Origin of the sequence: Niabella digestorum (assembly GCF_036409055.1) — a bacterium.
Classification (GTDB): Bacteria; Bacteroidota; Bacteroidia; order Chitinophagales; family Chitinophagaceae; genus Niabella; species Niabella composti.
In genome coordinates this window covers 62,554-78,555 of the sequence record NZ_JAZGLY010000003.1, presented here as the reverse complement: position 1 = coordinate 78,555, position 16,002 = coordinate 62,554, and the positions used below count along the sequence as shown (strand labels likewise).

12 protein-coding genes and 1 tRNA gene are annotated in these 16,002 nt (G+C 39.7%); 9 read left to right on the top strand and 4 right to left on the bottom strand.

Annotation, left to right across the window (positions count from 1 at the left end; genetic code table 11):
• Positions 1-28: 28 nt before the first annotated feature.
• The 4 genes from V2H41_RS05735 to V2H41_RS05720 all read left to right on the top strand — a co-directional run bounded on the left by V2H41_RS05735 (position 29) and on the right by V2H41_RS05720 (position 2,774).
• Positions 29-412: an FtsB family cell division protein gene (locus V2H41_RS05735; protein WP_330974180.1), complete on the top strand. Its 384-nt coding sequence runs from the start codon at positions 29-31 to the stop codon at positions 410-412.
• 79 nt (positions 413-491) lie between these two features.
• Positions 492-1,418 carry an aspartate carbamoyltransferase catalytic subunit gene (locus tag V2H41_RS05730; RefSeq protein ID WP_330974179.1) on the top strand — a complete coding sequence of 309 codons (927 nt, stop codon included), beginning with the start codon at positions 492-494 and terminating at the stop codon, positions 1,416-1,418.
• A 40-nt stretch (positions 1,419-1,458) separates the two neighbouring features.
• Positions 1,459-1,947 carry a pantetheine-phosphate adenylyltransferase gene (gene coaD, locus V2H41_RS05725; RefSeq protein ID WP_330974178.1) on the top strand — a complete coding sequence of 163 codons (489 nt, stop codon included), beginning with the start codon at positions 1,459-1,461 and terminating at the stop codon, positions 1,945-1,947.
• 143 nt (positions 1,948-2,090) lie between these two features.
• Entirely contained in the window at positions 2,091-2,774 is a 684-nt protein-coding gene (locus tag V2H41_RS05720; protein ID WP_330974177.1) for a cell division ATP-binding protein FtsE, read from the top strand.
• On the opposite strand, the gene V2H41_RS05715 is transcribed toward V2H41_RS05720, so the two are convergent.
• From V2H41_RS05715 to V2H41_RS05700, 4 genes are all read right to left on the bottom strand, one after another.
• Positions 2,755-3,885 (bottom strand): glycosyltransferase family 4 protein, encoded by a 1,131-nt coding sequence (locus V2H41_RS05715; protein WP_419784734.1) that lies wholly within the window; start codon positions 3,883-3,885, stop codon positions 2,755-2,757. The two genes, V2H41_RS05720 and V2H41_RS05715, sit on opposite strands and share 20 nt — an antisense overlap.
• A 202-nt stretch (positions 3,886-4,087) precedes the next feature.
• Entirely contained in the window at positions 4,088-6,742 is a 2,655-nt protein-coding gene (locus V2H41_RS05710) for a TonB-dependent receptor (RefSeq protein ID WP_330974175.1), read from the bottom strand.
• 77 nt (positions 6,743-6,819) lie between these two features.
• A complete protein-coding gene (locus V2H41_RS05705; RefSeq protein WP_330974174.1) occupies positions 6,820-7,374 on the bottom strand; it encodes a DUF445 domain-containing protein in 555 nt (184 codons plus the stop codon).
• Positions 7,375-7,424: 50 nt separating this feature from the next.
• A tRNA-His gene (locus V2H41_RS05700) sits at positions 7,425-7,498 on the bottom strand.
• Between the two features lie 245 nt (positions 7,499-7,743).
• On the opposite strand from V2H41_RS05700, the gene V2H41_RS05695 reads away from it, so the two are divergent.
• The 5 genes from V2H41_RS05695 (at position 7,744) to V2H41_RS05675 (ending at position 15,990) form a co-directional block, all read left to right on the top strand.
• The gene (locus V2H41_RS05695) at positions 7,744-9,876 is read left to right on the top strand and encodes a carboxy terminal-processing peptidase (protein WP_330974173.1); all 2,133 of its coding nucleotides are present in this window, start codon (positions 7,744-7,746) and stop codon (positions 9,874-9,876) included.
• Between the two features lie 250 nt (positions 9,877-10,126).
• A complete protein-coding gene (locus V2H41_RS05690; protein ID WP_330974172.1) occupies positions 10,127-12,607 on the top strand; it encodes an SLBB domain-containing protein in 2,481 nt (826 codons plus the stop codon).
• A gap of 12 nt (positions 12,608-12,619) precedes the next feature.
• On the top strand, positions 12,620-13,717 hold the full coding sequence (locus V2H41_RS05685) for a lipopolysaccharide biosynthesis protein (RefSeq protein WP_330974171.1): 1,098 nt from the start codon (positions 12,620-12,622) through the stop codon (positions 13,715-13,717).
• 69 nt (positions 13,718-13,786) lie between these two features.
• Positions 13,787-14,821, top strand: a complete 1,035-nt coding sequence (locus V2H41_RS05680; protein WP_330974170.1) for an NAD-dependent epimerase/dehydratase family protein — start codon at positions 13,787-13,789, stop codon at positions 14,819-14,821.
• 14 nt (positions 14,822-14,835) lie between these two features.
• Complete coding sequence (locus tag V2H41_RS05675; RefSeq protein ID WP_330974169.1) at positions 14,836-15,990, top strand: glycosyl hydrolase family 28-related protein; 1,155 nt, start codon at positions 14,836-14,838, stop codon at positions 15,988-15,990.
• Positions 15,991-16,002 lie beyond the last annotated feature (12 nt).

Genomic DNA, 16,002 nt, shown 5'->3' with positions numbered 1-16,002 from the left:
CAGAGACTGTCCCTGAAAAAGAATTTCTATGCAAGAATTTGTAGATTTTATCGCCGAAAAAGAGCCTGAAATACAGCAACAGGCTCCTGCAAAAAAGAAGGCATTGGGTAAAGTATCCCGCTTTCTTACCAATAAGTTCTTTCTTGCTACGGTAGGCTTTCTTGCCATCATGCTTTTTCTGGACAAGAACGATATATTTACAACCATAGAAAGAAAAAGGGAGCTAAACGGTCTCATCCAAAGCAAGGAGTATTACACTCAGGAATTAGCGGAGCTTAAGAAAATCAAAACCGATCTGGAAAACGATCCGGTTGTGATTGAGAAGCTGGCCCGCGAAAAATATCTTATGAAACGGGATAATGAGGATATCTTCCTAACAGAAGATATTTCCAAGTCTCAAAACAAACAATAATTGTAAGATATAATAGAGGCGTCGGTATTTATTACCGACGCTTTTTTATGTAAAATACATATCCTATCTTTGATTTTTAATGAAGCTTTCCACGCAACATCTGCTAGGTATTAAAGACCTTACGAAAGAGGATATTTCCCTATTTTTAGATACGGCTACACAATTTAAGGAGGTTTTGCAGCGTCCGGTAAAGAAGGTTCCGTCCTTACGCGATGTGACCATCGTAAATCTGTTTTACGAGAATTCTACGCGTACACGTATTTCCTTTGAACTGGCTGAAAAACGACTCTCCGCCGATACCATCAACTTTACAGCATCCGGCTCATCGGTAGCCAAAGGGGAAACTTTACTGGATACAGTGAACAATATCTTATCCATGAAAGTGGATATGGTAGTAATGCGCCATAGTGCCAGCGGAGCGCCGCATTTTTTGGCTCAACATGTGCCCGCAGCAATTATTAATGCAGGCGATGGTGTCAATGAGCATCCTACTCAAGGGTTATTGGATGCTTTCTCCATCAGAGAAAAGCTGGGGAAATTAGCAGGCGTAAAGGTGGCTATTATCGGCGATATCATGCACAGCCGGGTAGCCATGAGCAATATTTATTTGCTCAAAAAAATGGGTGCAGAAGTTACTGTATGTGGCCCACCCACACTTATCCCTAAGTATATTCGTGAAGTGTTCAATGTAAACGTGAGCTATAATGTGGAAGAAGCTCTTAACTGGTGCGATGTGGCTAATGTACTGCGCATTCAGTTGGAACGCCAGAACCAGGTGCTCTTTTCTTCACTACGCGAGTATAACCTCAGCTACGGAATTAGCAGAAAATTGTTGGACCGGCTGAAAAAAGAAGTGGTGATTATGCACCCTGGTCCGATTAACAGAGGGGTGGAGCTGGATAGTGACGTGGCGGACAGTGGCCATTCTATTATACTGCAACAAGTTGAAAACGGTGTGGCGGTAAGAATGGCTGTGTTATATTTGCTCTCGAATAGAAATAATTAGTACCTGTTAAACCTCATCTGTACACTCAAAAGTAATATACATGGCTGAAAGAATATGCCTATTCCCCGGAACGTTTGATCCGATTACGCTAGGACACGAAGATATCATCAATCGTGCGCTGCCGCTGTTTGATAAAATTGTTATCGGAATAGGTTACAATGCATCCAAAAAGCCGATGTTTTCAACCTCACAACGTTTGCAGTGGATTAAGGATATTTATGGAAACTCAGACAAAGTTGAAGGGGCCGTGTATGAAGGCTTGACAGTGAACTTTTGCAAAAAAATAGGTGCCAAGTTTATACTACGGGGCATCCGGTATGTGAGCGATTTTGAATATGAAAAAACGATTGCTGATGCCAACCGCGCGCTAGACAAAGAGATCGAAACGATATTCCTTACCGGAGAGCCCAAATATACATCGGTAGCATCCACTATCGTGAGAGATATTATTAAAAACGGAGGCGATGCCAGCCCGTTCCTATCCAAAGTGGTATATGAGTCGCTAAAAAATATCCCTATTAATTCTTAGGTTACTCAGGATTTCAACAAACCCATAGTTGCCTCTTGTACCAACAGAACGTTGTGTTTTAGTTGTATGAGGGCGAGATGTATACCAAATAACTGGGATTGCTGTTTTTTTCACTTATTTTGCAGCTTTACAACACTACTACCATGCCGATTATAGAAATTAAAAACGCAAACATATATCAGGGAGAGAATCAAGTGCTGAAGGACGTAAACCTTACAGTGAATAAAGGAGAGTTTGTGTATCTGGTAGGAAGAACGGGTAGTGGTAAATCCAGTCTTTTAAAAACATTATATGCTGATTTGCCCCTTACCGAAGGCGACGCCGTAGTAGTAGGGCATCAGCTGCGCAATATGCATTGGCGCGAAGTTCCTTATCTGCGCCGTAAGCTGGGCATTGTTTTCCAAGATTTCAGATTACTTACCGACAGAAATGTTGCCGAAAATCTACGCTTTGTGTTGAAGGCCACAGGGTGGAAGGATAAAAAGGCCATGGATGAAAAAATTAATGAAGTTCTGGAGCAGGTAGGTTTAAAACATAAAGCGCTTAAGATGCCTTTTGAAATGAGTGGTGGCGAGCAACAGCGTGTAGATATTGCAAGAGCTTTATTGAACAGTCCTAAACTTATTCTGGCAGATGAGCCTACCGGAAACCTAGATCCCATCACTACGGATGAAATCATGACATTATTGCTATCCATCGCTCAGAAAACAAATGCTGCCATAGTAATGGCTACACATGATTACACGGTGGTGCAAAAATATCCAGCCCGTCTTATCAAAACTGAGGGGGGAAAGGTAATTGACAATGCTACCATAGATAACTTATAAACTTTTCTACGTTGACATCATTATTGTACGTATCGTACAACAGTTTTTCACGCAACTCGATTTCTTCTTCTTCAAAAGGCCGGTAATATAGCTGTGAAATAATCGCAGCAATAGCATTGGCACTGGTACCAATATGGCAGGCTGCTTCAAGTCCAGTACCTTCTACCATGGCCGGAGTGGTAACACAATGACGCCCTTTATACAATGCGTGCAATAATTTTAGTGAGGCTCCAGTGATATTTTTACTAAAACAGGGTAGGATGTTGATATGGGCTTTTTCAATCAGGTCATCCATTTCCTTATCGCAAGGATTACTTACCAAGCAAGTATGCTGACATAGATCGGCAGCCTTCTGAATGCTTTTAGAAGGATTTTTCCCCGCTATCACAAAGGGGATTCTTATTTTATTAAATACATTACACAACAGCCATAATGCTGCTTTTTCATTTTCTGGCACGGATAGATTGCCATGAAATAAGCAAAGATTCCCCACGCCGGTTTTACTATCTACTGTTTGCCAGGCCGGGAACGCCGGTACATAATGCACATTCTGAAATTCTAGTGATTCAAAATATTTTTTGTCTCCCTCACTTACACAGGCAATCATGTGATGCCGTGGTAGGGTAGGTAAGTACTTTTGCGATAGTAAGCTTTCGGCGAGGAAATATGTTTTTTTGGCAGGATTGGATGTCTGACGGGCCAACTCTTTATAATAAATGGGGCCCACGTTATGCATACGAATGCATATTTTTCTATTGTTTTTACTGATAGCGTTGATGATGCCGGTAGTATGCAAGCCTTCCAGCAACACGGGGTAGTTGTCTTTATTAATATTATTAATCAGCGTCTCGTTACAACGAGAGCTTACACAAAAAGGTGTGTTGATGGAAAGGCATTCAGAAGGAGCTTTTCGTTCGTACACCTCAAATGTCTCGCACAGTTCGTTTAGCTCTCGAGTGCGACACTTATTGCTGTCCTCAAAATAATGCAGATGTATTTTGATGCCCTTTTTTCTAAATGCCCTAATCCTGCTCATCATATCAATGGCACATCCATAATCTGATGGGCAGGGGACGTCAAGACATACGATATGTAAATGCTTATTCAACACTCTTTTTCACTTCATGAACAAAATGCCCGGCTTTTCAACCGTTTCTTTCGTTTAATAATGTTTAAACATCATAGTAGCATAATTGTTCGCTTTGTGAAACTTTATTGGCTAATAAATATCAATTTCAGGGTTATTCATCAACCCTGAAATTAAAGCAGTTTTCAGAAAATCAATATGTCGCACGCCCATTTTCCCGTCGCCGCTAGTTAGGCATTCCCTGCATACCTCCCTGCATACTTTCTTGCTCGGCTTTCAGGTTTTTACGTTTCAACAATGATGCGTCAAATTTACCAAATCTGTATGCGAAATTAATACTGAAAAATTGCTGATCACGTCTGCGTACCTGATGCTGATTGAAGAAAGAAGCTGAAGTGTATACGTCGTTTACACGGGTTTTAAAGATGTCATTCCCGCTTAGAGTAATGGATGCAGCCTTGTTTTTCAGGAATTCATATTTCAGCGCAATATCCACACCATAAGTAGGCATACTATATCCCTGTGCGTTACCGCTTACATTACCTCCAAATCCACCGCGACCGCCACCGCCACCCGATGAAGCACCACTACCTCCGGGAGCCAGCACGGTTTTCGAGTTGTAATCGGCAGAAACTTGTAGTGTAAAGTTTGCGGGTAGTTTAATGGTATTATTGATTTTTCCGAACCAGCTATAAATCTGATCAGCTGTAGGAATAGAAGGGTCGTCTATTTTTATTTTGGAGGTATAGATGTTCAGGTTGGTAGTAAGATCCCACCACTTGGTAATAGCGTTTTTAGCTACGGCTTCAAAGCCTCCCACAAAGCTCGAATTGGCATTAATGTAAGTATTTACCAGTACCATCTGATCGGTTACTGGATTGATCTCGCGGGCCTGGTATCGGGTAATCAGATCATTTGTGGTTTTATAATAAACTGATAAAATCAGGTTATTTGCTCTGTCGAAGGTTTTGGCGTAAGACAATTCCAGCGAGTTGGTAAACTCGGGTTTCAGGTTCGGATTTCCTTTGCTAAGATTCAGTGAGTCTGAATAGTCGACAAAGGGGAATAGTTGGAAGAAGCCCGGCCGGTTGATTCGGCGACTGTAGTTCAACTGTAATTGCTGCCCGTTGCCCAATTCTTGCGACAGAAAGATGCTTGGGAATAAGCTAATGGGGTAGGAGATGCTGAAATGCGAAACTGTATCCACAATACTACCACCACTGCCGCGTACGCTGTTATACACAGTTCCCTTGTAATCGGAGCTTTCAATACGCAATCCAATTTGGTAACCGAAACGCTCTCCGATTTTACTGGAAAAAGTTCCGTAAGCAGCGTAGATACGATCTCGGTAATCAAATTTTGAAGAGAGTAAAGGCTGCGGAATTAATACGTCGCCAGGACCTACCAGGTTGTAAATATTTTCACTGAAGGTGCGGGTTTGATTAAATCGCACGCCAGCCTCGATTTTAGAGATATCTGATATAGGATTGGTATAATCTGATTGTATATTGATACGCTCGTTGTTCCCTTTCCCGTTTTGTTGTTGCACACTGGTGCTGGTCACCGGTCCGCTTAGGGATGCATAGTTATTGTTGGTTATGCGATTGCGGCTCTCATTGTTACTTTTATTATACTGCCCATCGATTGTTAGCTGATGACCGTTCTGGGGGAAGTTGTGCAAAAAGCCTACAGTAGCACCACGCATATTGAAGCGGAAGTTGCCATCGGATGTTCTGGCAATTTTGGATTGCAAGGTATTGCCAGCGACAAGGGTATCAATGAGTATATTACTGTTTGTACCATTGTTAAACTTCCCATTGGCGGCCATACCCGCAACAGTAAGTGTGTTACGATTGTCCAAGAAGTAATCAAAGCCGGCTCTTCCGAATATAAAGCGACCGTTACCAACGCTTCTATCGGTTTGATACAAATTGATGGTTGTATCATTCAAAAAGGTAGAACGGTCGGTATTTCCGTCGGAAATACTTTTACGTTGGTTGTAACCCACATTGGCAAATACGTTGAATTTGCCTTGACGTACATTGACGTTTCCTCCCAAATTATATTTCCCACGTTCATCAATACCTGCCCTCACGGAACCATTATAACCAACGGTTTTTGATTTCTTTAATACGATATTCAGAATACCTGCTGTACCGCCTGATGCATCGTATTTTGCAGAAGGGTTGGTGATAACTTCTACGCTGGCTATCTGATCGGCCGGAATAAGATCGAGTGTTAGAGTAGTCGGACGTCCATCAATGAATATTTGTGGGGAAGCATTACGAATGGTTACATTTCCATCAATATCCACATTTACCGACGGTACATTTTTTAATACATCGGTAGCATTACCTCCAGCAGAGGTAAGGTTATTTTCAACATTGTATATTTTTCTGTCGATGCCCAGTTGTACAGAGGGTTTGCTTCCGGTAACCACAACACCTTGAAGTACTTCTGCATCAATCGATAATTTAATATTTCCCAAATCTTTATCCAAGTTGTTCAACAATGCGCTCATATCTCTTGCGCCATTGGCCATTGCCTTTCTATCAATAAAGAAGAAGGGTTTTGAGTAGGCTTTATAGCCGATACCGGATATCACTAGTTTGTATTGTCCCATTGCAGGAATACCCTCAACTCTAAAGTCTCCCTTAGAATCGGCTAAACCACCAGTAATCAAAACATCTTGGGGCGTTTGGGTTGCAGTGTCCCTCCGAGTTTGAAATACTTGAATAGTGGCGGCATCAATGGGTTTGCCGGTAGCAGAATCAATTACTTTTCCATAAATACTTCCTGTAGGCATTTGTCCTCCGGGCGTTTGTGCAATAGTTCCAAACGATACTAACAAAGCCAATGCAAGAGATAAAAATATACGCATTCTATTTTTTTGTGGGGTTAGACGTGAAAAACCTCGATTCCTTGTCCTGAAATATGTTTAATATGTTGTTATAATTGCTACATTAACAATAATAATAGCAATACGTTCACTATACCTATTAAAAAACCTGAAAGCAAACCGATATATTGCAATTTTTGAAGTGGACTTGCGAGTGCATTTTTCGTTTGAGTAATGGCATCGTTGCTGCTTAATTCGTTGATCACAAAAGTTTTGATGTCAAATTTGTCCTGTGCATGTGTTACAATTTCTGTCATTACTTTCGGGAAAAGCTGTTGCAGCTGGTCTACGAATACTTCCTTGATTTTGTCGGTGGTTTTATTGCCTACAAACATCGACAGCATAGGTATCTGTTGGGGAAGTTTCACACTTAAAAACTCATCAATATGCTTTTCTATCATAGGCATTGCTTTCCCGATAAGTGTAGGGTCAGCCAAGTAGGATTCTATTTTTTCTGTAGAAATTAGTTGAGCGGCCTTATTGCCAATACTGTCAATAATTTGTTCCTGTCTGGTAGGGAGATAACGATAGAGTAGATACCGACTGAACGATCTATTAATAAGCCAGCCTAAGATTGCAGAAAGAACAGGTAGCAGATAGAAAGAAGCGTTCATAAAAATAGTTATAAAAAAACCCTGAACGGAAGATTCAGGGTTTTAGTTTGGGTGGCTAACCGGGTTCGAACCGGCGACCCTCAGAACCACAATCTGATGCTCTAACCAGCTGAGCTACAGCCACCGTTTAAGGGAGTGCAAAAGTAGGTAAAAATGAATAAAAAAGAAAACAAACCGCTAAGATTTTTTTTGAGATTTTTTTATTTCGGGGGGTGCATTCTAAGGGTTAAGTTGTAGGAGAGAAGAGCCTATATGTTTGTATCACATTTTCTTAAATCCTTTTTCTAAATCTTTTCATAAATAAGGTTGGAGATGATCAATTAATATTAATTTTGGTTCGTGCGTAAAATTATTAAATACATATTCAATATGAAGAGATTACCGTTCCTGATACTGTTGGTAGTATTGACCATTTCGTTTTTTGCATTTAAGAATAAGATAATAGCCGGTAATCGGGAAAAGGAAATAGGTAAATATGAGCTTATCCTACAACTTGTAGCAAGGTTATTGTCGCAAGCACATTACGAACCCAAAAAAATTGACGACGATTTTTCGCTGAAAGTATTTCATAAATATCTGGAAGATTTAGACCCCCGTAAAGACATTTTTCTGCAAAAAGATGTGGACTCACTGGAACATTTATACGGCAGGCGTATAGATGATGAGTTAAACGGTGCTCCGGTGGAGAGTTTTTTAGGTATTTCTAAGGTTTTTGACCAACGTGTAGCCGAAGCAGCGGCATGGAAAAAGGAAATACTGGAAGCTCCATTCGACTTTACAGTAAACGAGTCTATTGATCTTGATGGTAAGCGTCTCAAATATGCGGTTACCCAGGCCGAGCGTAAAGACAGATGGCGTAGGTTGATTAAGTTTTACGCACTAGAACGCTTTGTGGGGTTGCAAGAAGATAAAAGCAAGTCTGGAAAAAGCGAGGCTGAGTTGGAGAAGGAGGCCCGTGAAAAAACTGGCGTAACCATCAATCGAATGTTCGAACGGTACAAGGCGAAGTTTACAGAAGAAGATAAGTTCAACTTGTTTGTTGACAATATTACTACTACTATGGATCCGCATACGGAGTTTTTCCCGCCGGCGGATAAGAGTTATTTTGATGAAGAATTGAGCGGTACTTTTTACGGTATTGGAGCCCAACTGCAGTATAGCGATGGGCTGATTAAGATCGTGAATCTGAATGCAGGCAGTCCTGCAGCAAAATCCGGCGAGCTGGATCCCGGAGATATTATTATAAAAGTAGCTCAGGGTGTGGACGGGGAGCCGGTAGATATGATAGGTTATGATGTGCAGGATGCCGTAAAACTGATACGGGGTAAGGAAGGCACAGTAGTTAGGATCACCGTAAGAAAACCAGATGGAGTGGAAAAAGAAGTATCGTTGGTTCGTGCTAAGATTGAAAATGATATTGACACTTATGCACGTAGTGCTATTATTACCGATAGTGTAAAAGGTACTAAAATAGGAGTGATCTATTTACCGGAATTCTATACACCTTTTCAGGATCCTAACGGAAGAAGAAGTTATACCGATGTTGCCCGGGAAGTGCAGCGTTTAAAAGATGAAAAGGTAGACGGTATCATTATGGATCTTCGTAGAAATGGAGGAGGCTCGTTGTACGATGTGGTACAGATGGTAGGACTGTTCATTCCTAAAGGTCCCATTGTACAAGTAAAAGATCGCATATCTTCCCCTCAGGTATTGACCGATGATGATCCTTCCGTTTTATATACCGGTCCTCTCGCGGTGATGGTAAGTGAGTTTAGTGCTTCTGCATCGGAAATATTTGCGGCGGCTATACAAGATTACAAAAGAGGTGTGGTTATTGGCAGTACCTCAACATATGGGAAAGGTACGGTACAACAAAATATCGGATTGGACAGAAAGTATGGTTTTAAAAGAGATGGCGACGGCGACCTAGGTGCCGTAAAACTCACATTGCGTAAATTTTATCGGGTAAGTGGTGGTTCTACGCAACTCAAAGGAGTAGAATCGGATATTGTACTACCCAGTCAGCTAGAGCCTTTGAAAATAAGAGAGAAGGATAATGAGTACGCCTTGCCTTACGACGAGATTCCCCAATCGAACTATACCCCCTGGAACTCGCAGATAGATATTAATACGTTAAAGCGCTTAAGTAATCAACGAGTACAGTCCGACAGTGCATTTCAGATAATCAAGAGAAATAGTCTATGGCTGGCTGAGCAAAACAATCGCAGCTACCCGCTCAATATTAATCAGTATAAAGCGGACAAAAAAATGATTAAGGAGAAGGCAGATGAAATCACTGCAGCACAAAAATTAAAAACGCCTTTGGACGTTTCACTGCTGCCTATGGAATTGAACAAGTACGAAAATGATAAAAACAAGCAGGAGAGACTTAAAGACTGGATTAAGGGGCTTAGTGAAGATATTTATCTATACCAGGCCAGTTTGGTTGTTAACGATATGATTCACGAGGAGCGTACCCTAGCGAAAAATATCAGGAAGTAGTGGCGCAATATTTGCTTGCGTATAGCGTTCTAAATCTGTCAGTTGGATGCTGATAGATTTTTTATTAATGAAACAACCCAAAAACAATATAAGCTCCATGATCTGTTACCTAGATACTTACTCTAAACGAGTGTACCTTGGAATTAAACAGTAACTGTGTAGGAGCTTGTTATTACTTTTATAAATAAATTGCGTCAGTTCTATATTAAGGTATTAAATTTGCGATCAATTTGCATAATCCTTTATTATTATGATTAATAAAATGTTGCGAAATAGCTTCCTTTTTATAATTTCTTTTTTCTTTATAACCACAACTATTACTGCCCAGGTGGAGCCGGACACCCTTCCAGCTACGGGAAAACAAGATCCCGCAAAAATGCCTGATGATTTAGGCGCTATTAAAGTAGATAATTTGTCTGATGCGCAAATCCGGCAAATGATTCAGAGAATGGGTGAGTCGGGAATGACTGAAAGCCAGTTGGAGGCCGCTGCTAGAGCGAGAGGAATGGATGCAATGGAAATTCAAAAACTGCGTGATAGGGTAAAAAAATTGCAACAAAATAGTGAAGAAGACAATGATGTGGAAAGGGAGGTGTTTGAAGATGATGAAGATGATAGTGACAAATCAAGATTAGCCAGAGGGCGTCTCGTTCCCAAATCTAGAATATTTGGTGCCAATTTATTTAGTTCGGGGGCTTCACCCTTTGAGACAAATCTGAGAATGGCTACCCCCAAAAATTATATAATTGGCCCTGATGATGAGCTTTTAATAGATATAACAGGAGATAATGAAGCTAGCTATAAACCTCGTGTTTCTCCCGAAGGGTTTATTTCGATAGAATATGTGGGAAAAATATATGTTGCAGGGTTGACCATAGAAGACGCTACCAGTAAAATTAGGTCAACTTTGGCTAGTACTTATCCTGCAATTAGAGCTGGAAGAACGAATGTTACTGTTAATTTGGGTAACATAAGAAGTATTAAAGTAATAATGACGGGAGAAGTTTCAAGGCCCGGAACTTATACCTTACCATCTTTGGCTAGCGTATTTAATGCTTTATATGCTGCCGGAGGACCCAATAGCAGAGGTACATTTCGGAATATTCAGGTGATAAGAGGCAGTCGTATTATTGCTGTAGTGGATTTGTATGATTTTTTGGTAAACGGGATGCCTGCAGATAATGTAAGGCTTGAGGACCAAGACATAATTCATGTACCTGTGTATCAGATAAGAGTGGATGTGCTAGGAGAGGTGAAGCGTTCGGCCATTTATGAAATAAAACCTGAAGAATCGTTAGCTGACGTATTGCGTTACGCTGGTGGCTTTTCGGATTTTGCCTATAAGGCTCGTGTAAAAATTATACAAAATACCGATGAGGCGAAAAAAATTGTTGTTAAAGAGTTGTTGGATTATCCCAACTTCTATCCTAAAAACGGAGACAAGGTATATGTAGATCCAATTTTTGATCGTTTCGAAAATAAAGTAGATATCGTAGGGGCCGTAATGAGACCGGGCATGTATGAATTGAAGCCTGGCTTAACGGTTTCGCAATTGGTTGCTCAGGCCAGCGGTTTAACACCCGATGTGTTTGGAAAGCGGGGATATATTATACGCGAGAATGCGGATAATACAACCAGCATTGTACCTTTTGAGGTAGACAAAGTGATGTTGGGGGGTGATTCTGACATAGCATTACAAAGGCGTGATATCGTCAATATTTCTTCAATTTTTGATTTGAGAGATGGTTATACGGTGAGCATTAACGGAGAGGTGAGAAGGGGAGGAACTTTTGATTTCGCTGAAAACATGACTGTTGAGGACCTAATTCAAATGGCGGGAGGTTTTACTCAAGCCGGCAACCCATTGAATATAGAGGTAGCAAGGAGAGTAAAAAGTGCGGATTTGAGTCAGAAAGAGGTAAAAATAGCTCAGGTTTTTCACACAACTGTTAATAGCGATCTTAGCCTTTCGGACAGCGGCTTTGTACTGCAACCTTACGATGTTGTAACCGTAAGACCAGTAGAGGGGTTTTCATCTTTGAAGACAGTTCAAGTAGTGGGAGAAGTGTTACGGCCGGGGTATTATACCGTACAGTCTAAAAACGAACGTATTTCTGATATCATTCAAAGAGCCGGGGGGCTTACCGCTTTTGCCTATGCTAAAGGAGCGTCCTTAAAACGGCCTTCTTCCCATGTGGATTCTCAAGAAGAAAGAATAAGAGCGATGAATATGCAGCGATTGGGTCAGGATAGTGTGAATGGTGCCGACGCCAAGGCAAATATTTATTTATCAAATGTAGCTTCTGATCTAGTAGGTATTGAATTGGATAAGATTCTGGAAAATCCTTATTCCAAATTGGATCTGATAGTAGAGGATGGAGATATAATTAGAGTGCCTACATTATTGCAAACAGTAAAAGTTACCGGTGAGGTACTACGCCCTATCTCTGTAGTGTACAAGCCCGGTAAACCTTTTAAATATTATATAAATAGTGCAGGAGGGTTTACTAAAAGTGCTTTCAAACGTGGATCATTTGTTACTCATGCTAATGGAGCCGTTTCGGGAACAACTAAGGTTCTGTTTTTTAATAACTATCCTTCAGTAACACCAGGTGCGGAGATCTCTGTTACACAAAAAGCAAAGAAAGAGGGACTTACAGCACAGGGATGGGTTGGATTAGGAACCGCCGTGGCATCCTTGGCAGCACTGCTTATTACTATTCTTAAATAAAACAGACGCAGCATGCAGGAGAATACGAATATTAATACTTCGTATACAGTAAACGAGAGCAACTCACTAAAAGATTTAATCCTAAATATTAGAGATTGGATACACTACTTTTTATCCAAGAAATACATTATTATACTTTTTGGATTGCTTGGTGGTGGGTTGGGCTTTACTTATGCATTGCTCAAAAAACCGGTATATATTGCTTCGACTAGTTTTGTATTAGAGACAGGAGGGAATAAGGGGGCGCTAGCTTCTTATTCTGGGATTGCTTCCGCTTTTGGAATAGATCTGGGCTGTGGTGGAGGAGGATTATTTGAGGGTGAGAATATCTTAGAGTTATATCGTTCTCGGACTATGATTAGTCGAACATTATTGACAGAGGGTAATTTTGATGGTAAAAAGCAATTGTTGATAGACCGTTATATCGATAAGCATGGGCTTAGAAAAAAATGGAAAGAGAAGCCTGAATTAAAAGGTATTCGCTTTGCCTCTTACAATAAATACTCAAACACTCGTCAACAACTTTTACATGATAGCATAATTTCTTCCATTGTAAAAGAAATCAATAAAAACTATTTAGAAGTTGGGAAAATTGACAAGAAGTTAAATATTATTAAGATTACCGTAACTAGTAATGATGAGCTGTTCGCTAAAAACTTTAATGAGAAACTTGTAGAAAATGTAAATCGTTTTTATCTCGAGACGAAGACAAAGAAAAGCTTAGAGAATGTGCAGATTCTCCAAGCTAAGGTAGATTCGGTTCGAAATATATTAACCGGTGCGGTGCACCGTGCTGTTGCGGTAGCGGATGCTACTCCTAATCAAAATCTTACTAGGATGACACAGAGAGTAGCCCCTATACAAAATGCAACTATTAGTGCGGAAGTGAATAAGCAAGTGTTGAGTACGTTACTACAGAACTTAGAATTGGGTAAAATTACTTTGCAAAAAGAAACGCCTCTAATTCAGATTGTAGATGCACCTGTATTGCCATTACAAAAGAAGGGTGTGAGTAAGTTATTGATGTTAATACTAGGAGGATTTTTAGCAGGTTTATTAAGTGTGATTTATTTGATGGTTCGTAGAATAATCACAAGCGCACTAAGGTAATTAATTACATGAAGTAAATATTGTTTTTTTACTAATTGTATCCCTTCTGATATTATATATAGTAACAATATGGGTAATATATTAATAACCGGAGCCGCCGGTTTTATAGGAATGCATCTAGTTAAAAAAATTGTGCAAACAGAGCATACTTTATATGGGATTGATAATCTCAATGATTACTATGATGTCAATTTAAAGAAAGGACGTCTTAAAGAATTAGGAATAGGGGATCCTGATAGTAAAATAATGCTAAAAAGTGATCTGTATTCTAATTTCTTTTTTTCTAAAACCGATATTTTAGACAGAAGTTCACTTATTGACTTATTTCAAACTTATAAGTTTGATTATGTAATTAATCTGGCGGCTCAAGCAGGGGTGCGGTACAGCTTAATCAATCCGGATACTTATGTTCAGTCTAATGTAGTAGGATTTTATAATATTTTAGAAGTTTGCAGAAAATATCCCGTAAAACATCTATTATATGCTAGTAGTTCCAGCGTATATGGCTTGAACGAGAAGATTCCATTCAAAACAACGGATTATACGGATCATCCTATATCTCTTTATGCAGCTTCAAAAAAAAGTAATGAGGTGATGGCCTATACCTATAGTCATCTTTTTGCTATCCCGTGTACAGGTCTCAGATTTTTTACGGTATATGGACCTTGGTATCGCCCCGATATGGCTATGTTTTTATTTGCCGATGCTATTTTTGAGGGAAGACCAATTAAGGTATTCAACAATGGGCAATTAAAAAGAGATTTTACTTATATCGACGATATTGTTACTGCTATCGAGAAATTGGTAGCACAGCCACCCTTCGATGGAGACGAGACGCTAAACAACCCTTCGAATCCTTATTATAGGTTATTAAATATAGGGAATAACAGTCCCGTAGAATTGCTGACAATGATTGAAGTGTTAGAGGAGAAGTTGGGTAAGAAGGCTATTAAGGAATTTTTGCCAATGCAGCCAGGAGATGTAGAGGTTACTTACGCAGATGTGGCTCCTTTGCAAAAATTGACAGGATTTAAGCCGGCAACCGTTTTGGAAAAGGGAATTGAGCAGTTTGCTACTTGGTATAAAAATTATTATAAAAAATAAAATAGATAGTCCTTATGCGCTTATTAACCTTCATATTAGGTGCATTAATTTGTTTTAAAACATATGGTCAGGATAAAAGCTCCGCTTTTGTGTCTGTAAAAGACTTTGGAGCTAAGGGAGATGGGAAAACGGATGATACTAGAGCAATACAAAACGCTATTGATTATGTACAAAAAAGTGGATTTAGTATGAACCAGATTCCGGGTTCGGGGGCAAAATCCATTTATTTTGGAGCGGTGAGAAACCTGTTTTTCCCTGCAGGTATTTATATAATTTCCGAACCATTAAAGGTGGGTCGGTATGTTCAGTTTTTTGGAGAAAAAGCAGTTCTTACCCCTCAAAAAGGGAAGGTAAATAGAATTAATGGAATTGAAGCATTTGGTTGGCAGGTACAAATTGAAGGTTTACAATTTATAGGATTTAAAACTGCAATAGTAATTAATAATGATAATGTAAATATAGGTAAGGTACTAATAAGTAACTGTGATTTTATTAAAAATCTATCATCTATAGATTTGTCAGCACAATCTACTATAACAATAATTCGGGAAAATAGATTTGTAGACAATGAATCAGTTTTATATATACATTCAGGTGATAAGGTTATAATGAGTGAAAACTGGGTAGAGCCAGGCACTTTAAAAGGTAATCAGCCTGCTCCTATTGTTAATAGGGGAACATTACATTTTTTAAATAATTTGATGGTGCCTAAGCCTCCTCAGAGCGGAACAGTTGAACCCGCATGGATAAATAACTATAAAAGTGTATATGTAAGTGGAATTAGGCAAGGGGGGGAACCCGGTTCCATGACACTTATCAACAATTTTGCCGCCGCAGATACTAAATATCCGATAGTTCCTAATACAGTAATTATAAGAGATTCAGAGTGTTATGGTATCTATGGGGGGAAAGCACCTAATTATGCTCCTGCAGTTATTCGAGTTTTTGAGATTCCAAATCAAATTGTAATAGATGGAATCCGTGGAATGACCGATGCAAAGGTAATTGACATCGCTACTTCAGTTAATAAATCCCTTTTAGAGCAAAATTTGAAAGCGTTGTCCAGAGATAAGATTCAGATATCCGTGGATAATATTAATGGTGGTAGATTCCTGCATAATAATAAAACAGATATCCCCGATTTATTACTCCAGTTTTCTACTAATTAGAGTACATTAAGT

Bases quoted from the DNA above. Each gene is read 5' to 3' on its own strand.
- V2H41_RS05735 (WP_330974180.1), top strand. From the start codon at position 29: ATGCAAGAATTTGTAGATTTTATCGCCGAAAAAGAGCCTGAAATACAG.
- V2H41_RS05730 (WP_330974179.1), top strand. From the start codon at position 492: ATGAAGCTTTCCACGCAACATCTGCTAGGTATTAAAGACCTTACGAAA.
- coaD (WP_330974178.1), top strand. From the start codon at position 1,459: ATGGCTGAAAGAATATGCCTATTCCCCGGAACGTTTGATCCGATTACG.
- V2H41_RS05720 (WP_330974177.1), top strand. From the start codon at position 2,091: ATGCCGATTATAGAAATTAAAAACGCAAACATATATCAGGGAGAGAAT.
- V2H41_RS05710 (WP_330974175.1), bottom strand. From the start codon at position 6,742: ATGCGTATATTTTTATCTCTTGCATTGGCTTTGTTAGTATCGTTTGGA.
- V2H41_RS05705 (WP_330974174.1), bottom strand. From the start codon at position 7,374: ATGAACGCTTCTTTCTATCTGCTACCTGTTCTTTCTGCAATCTTAGGC.
- V2H41_RS05695 (WP_330974173.1), top strand. From the start codon at position 7,744: ATGAAGAGATTACCGTTCCTGATACTGTTGGTAGTATTGACCATTTCG.
- V2H41_RS05690 (WP_330974172.1), top strand. From the start codon at position 10,127: ATGATTAATAAAATGTTGCGAAATAGCTTCCTTTTTATAATTTCTTTT.
- V2H41_RS05685 (WP_330974171.1), top strand. From the start codon at position 12,620: ATGCAGGAGAATACGAATATTAATACTTCGTATACAGTAAACGAGAGC.
- V2H41_RS05680 (WP_330974170.1), top strand. From the start codon at position 13,787: ATGGGTAATATATTAATAACCGGAGCCGCCGGTTTTATAGGAATGCAT.
- V2H41_RS05675 (WP_330974169.1), top strand. From the start codon at position 14,836: ATGCGCTTATTAACCTTCATATTAGGTGCATTAATTTGTTTTAAAACA.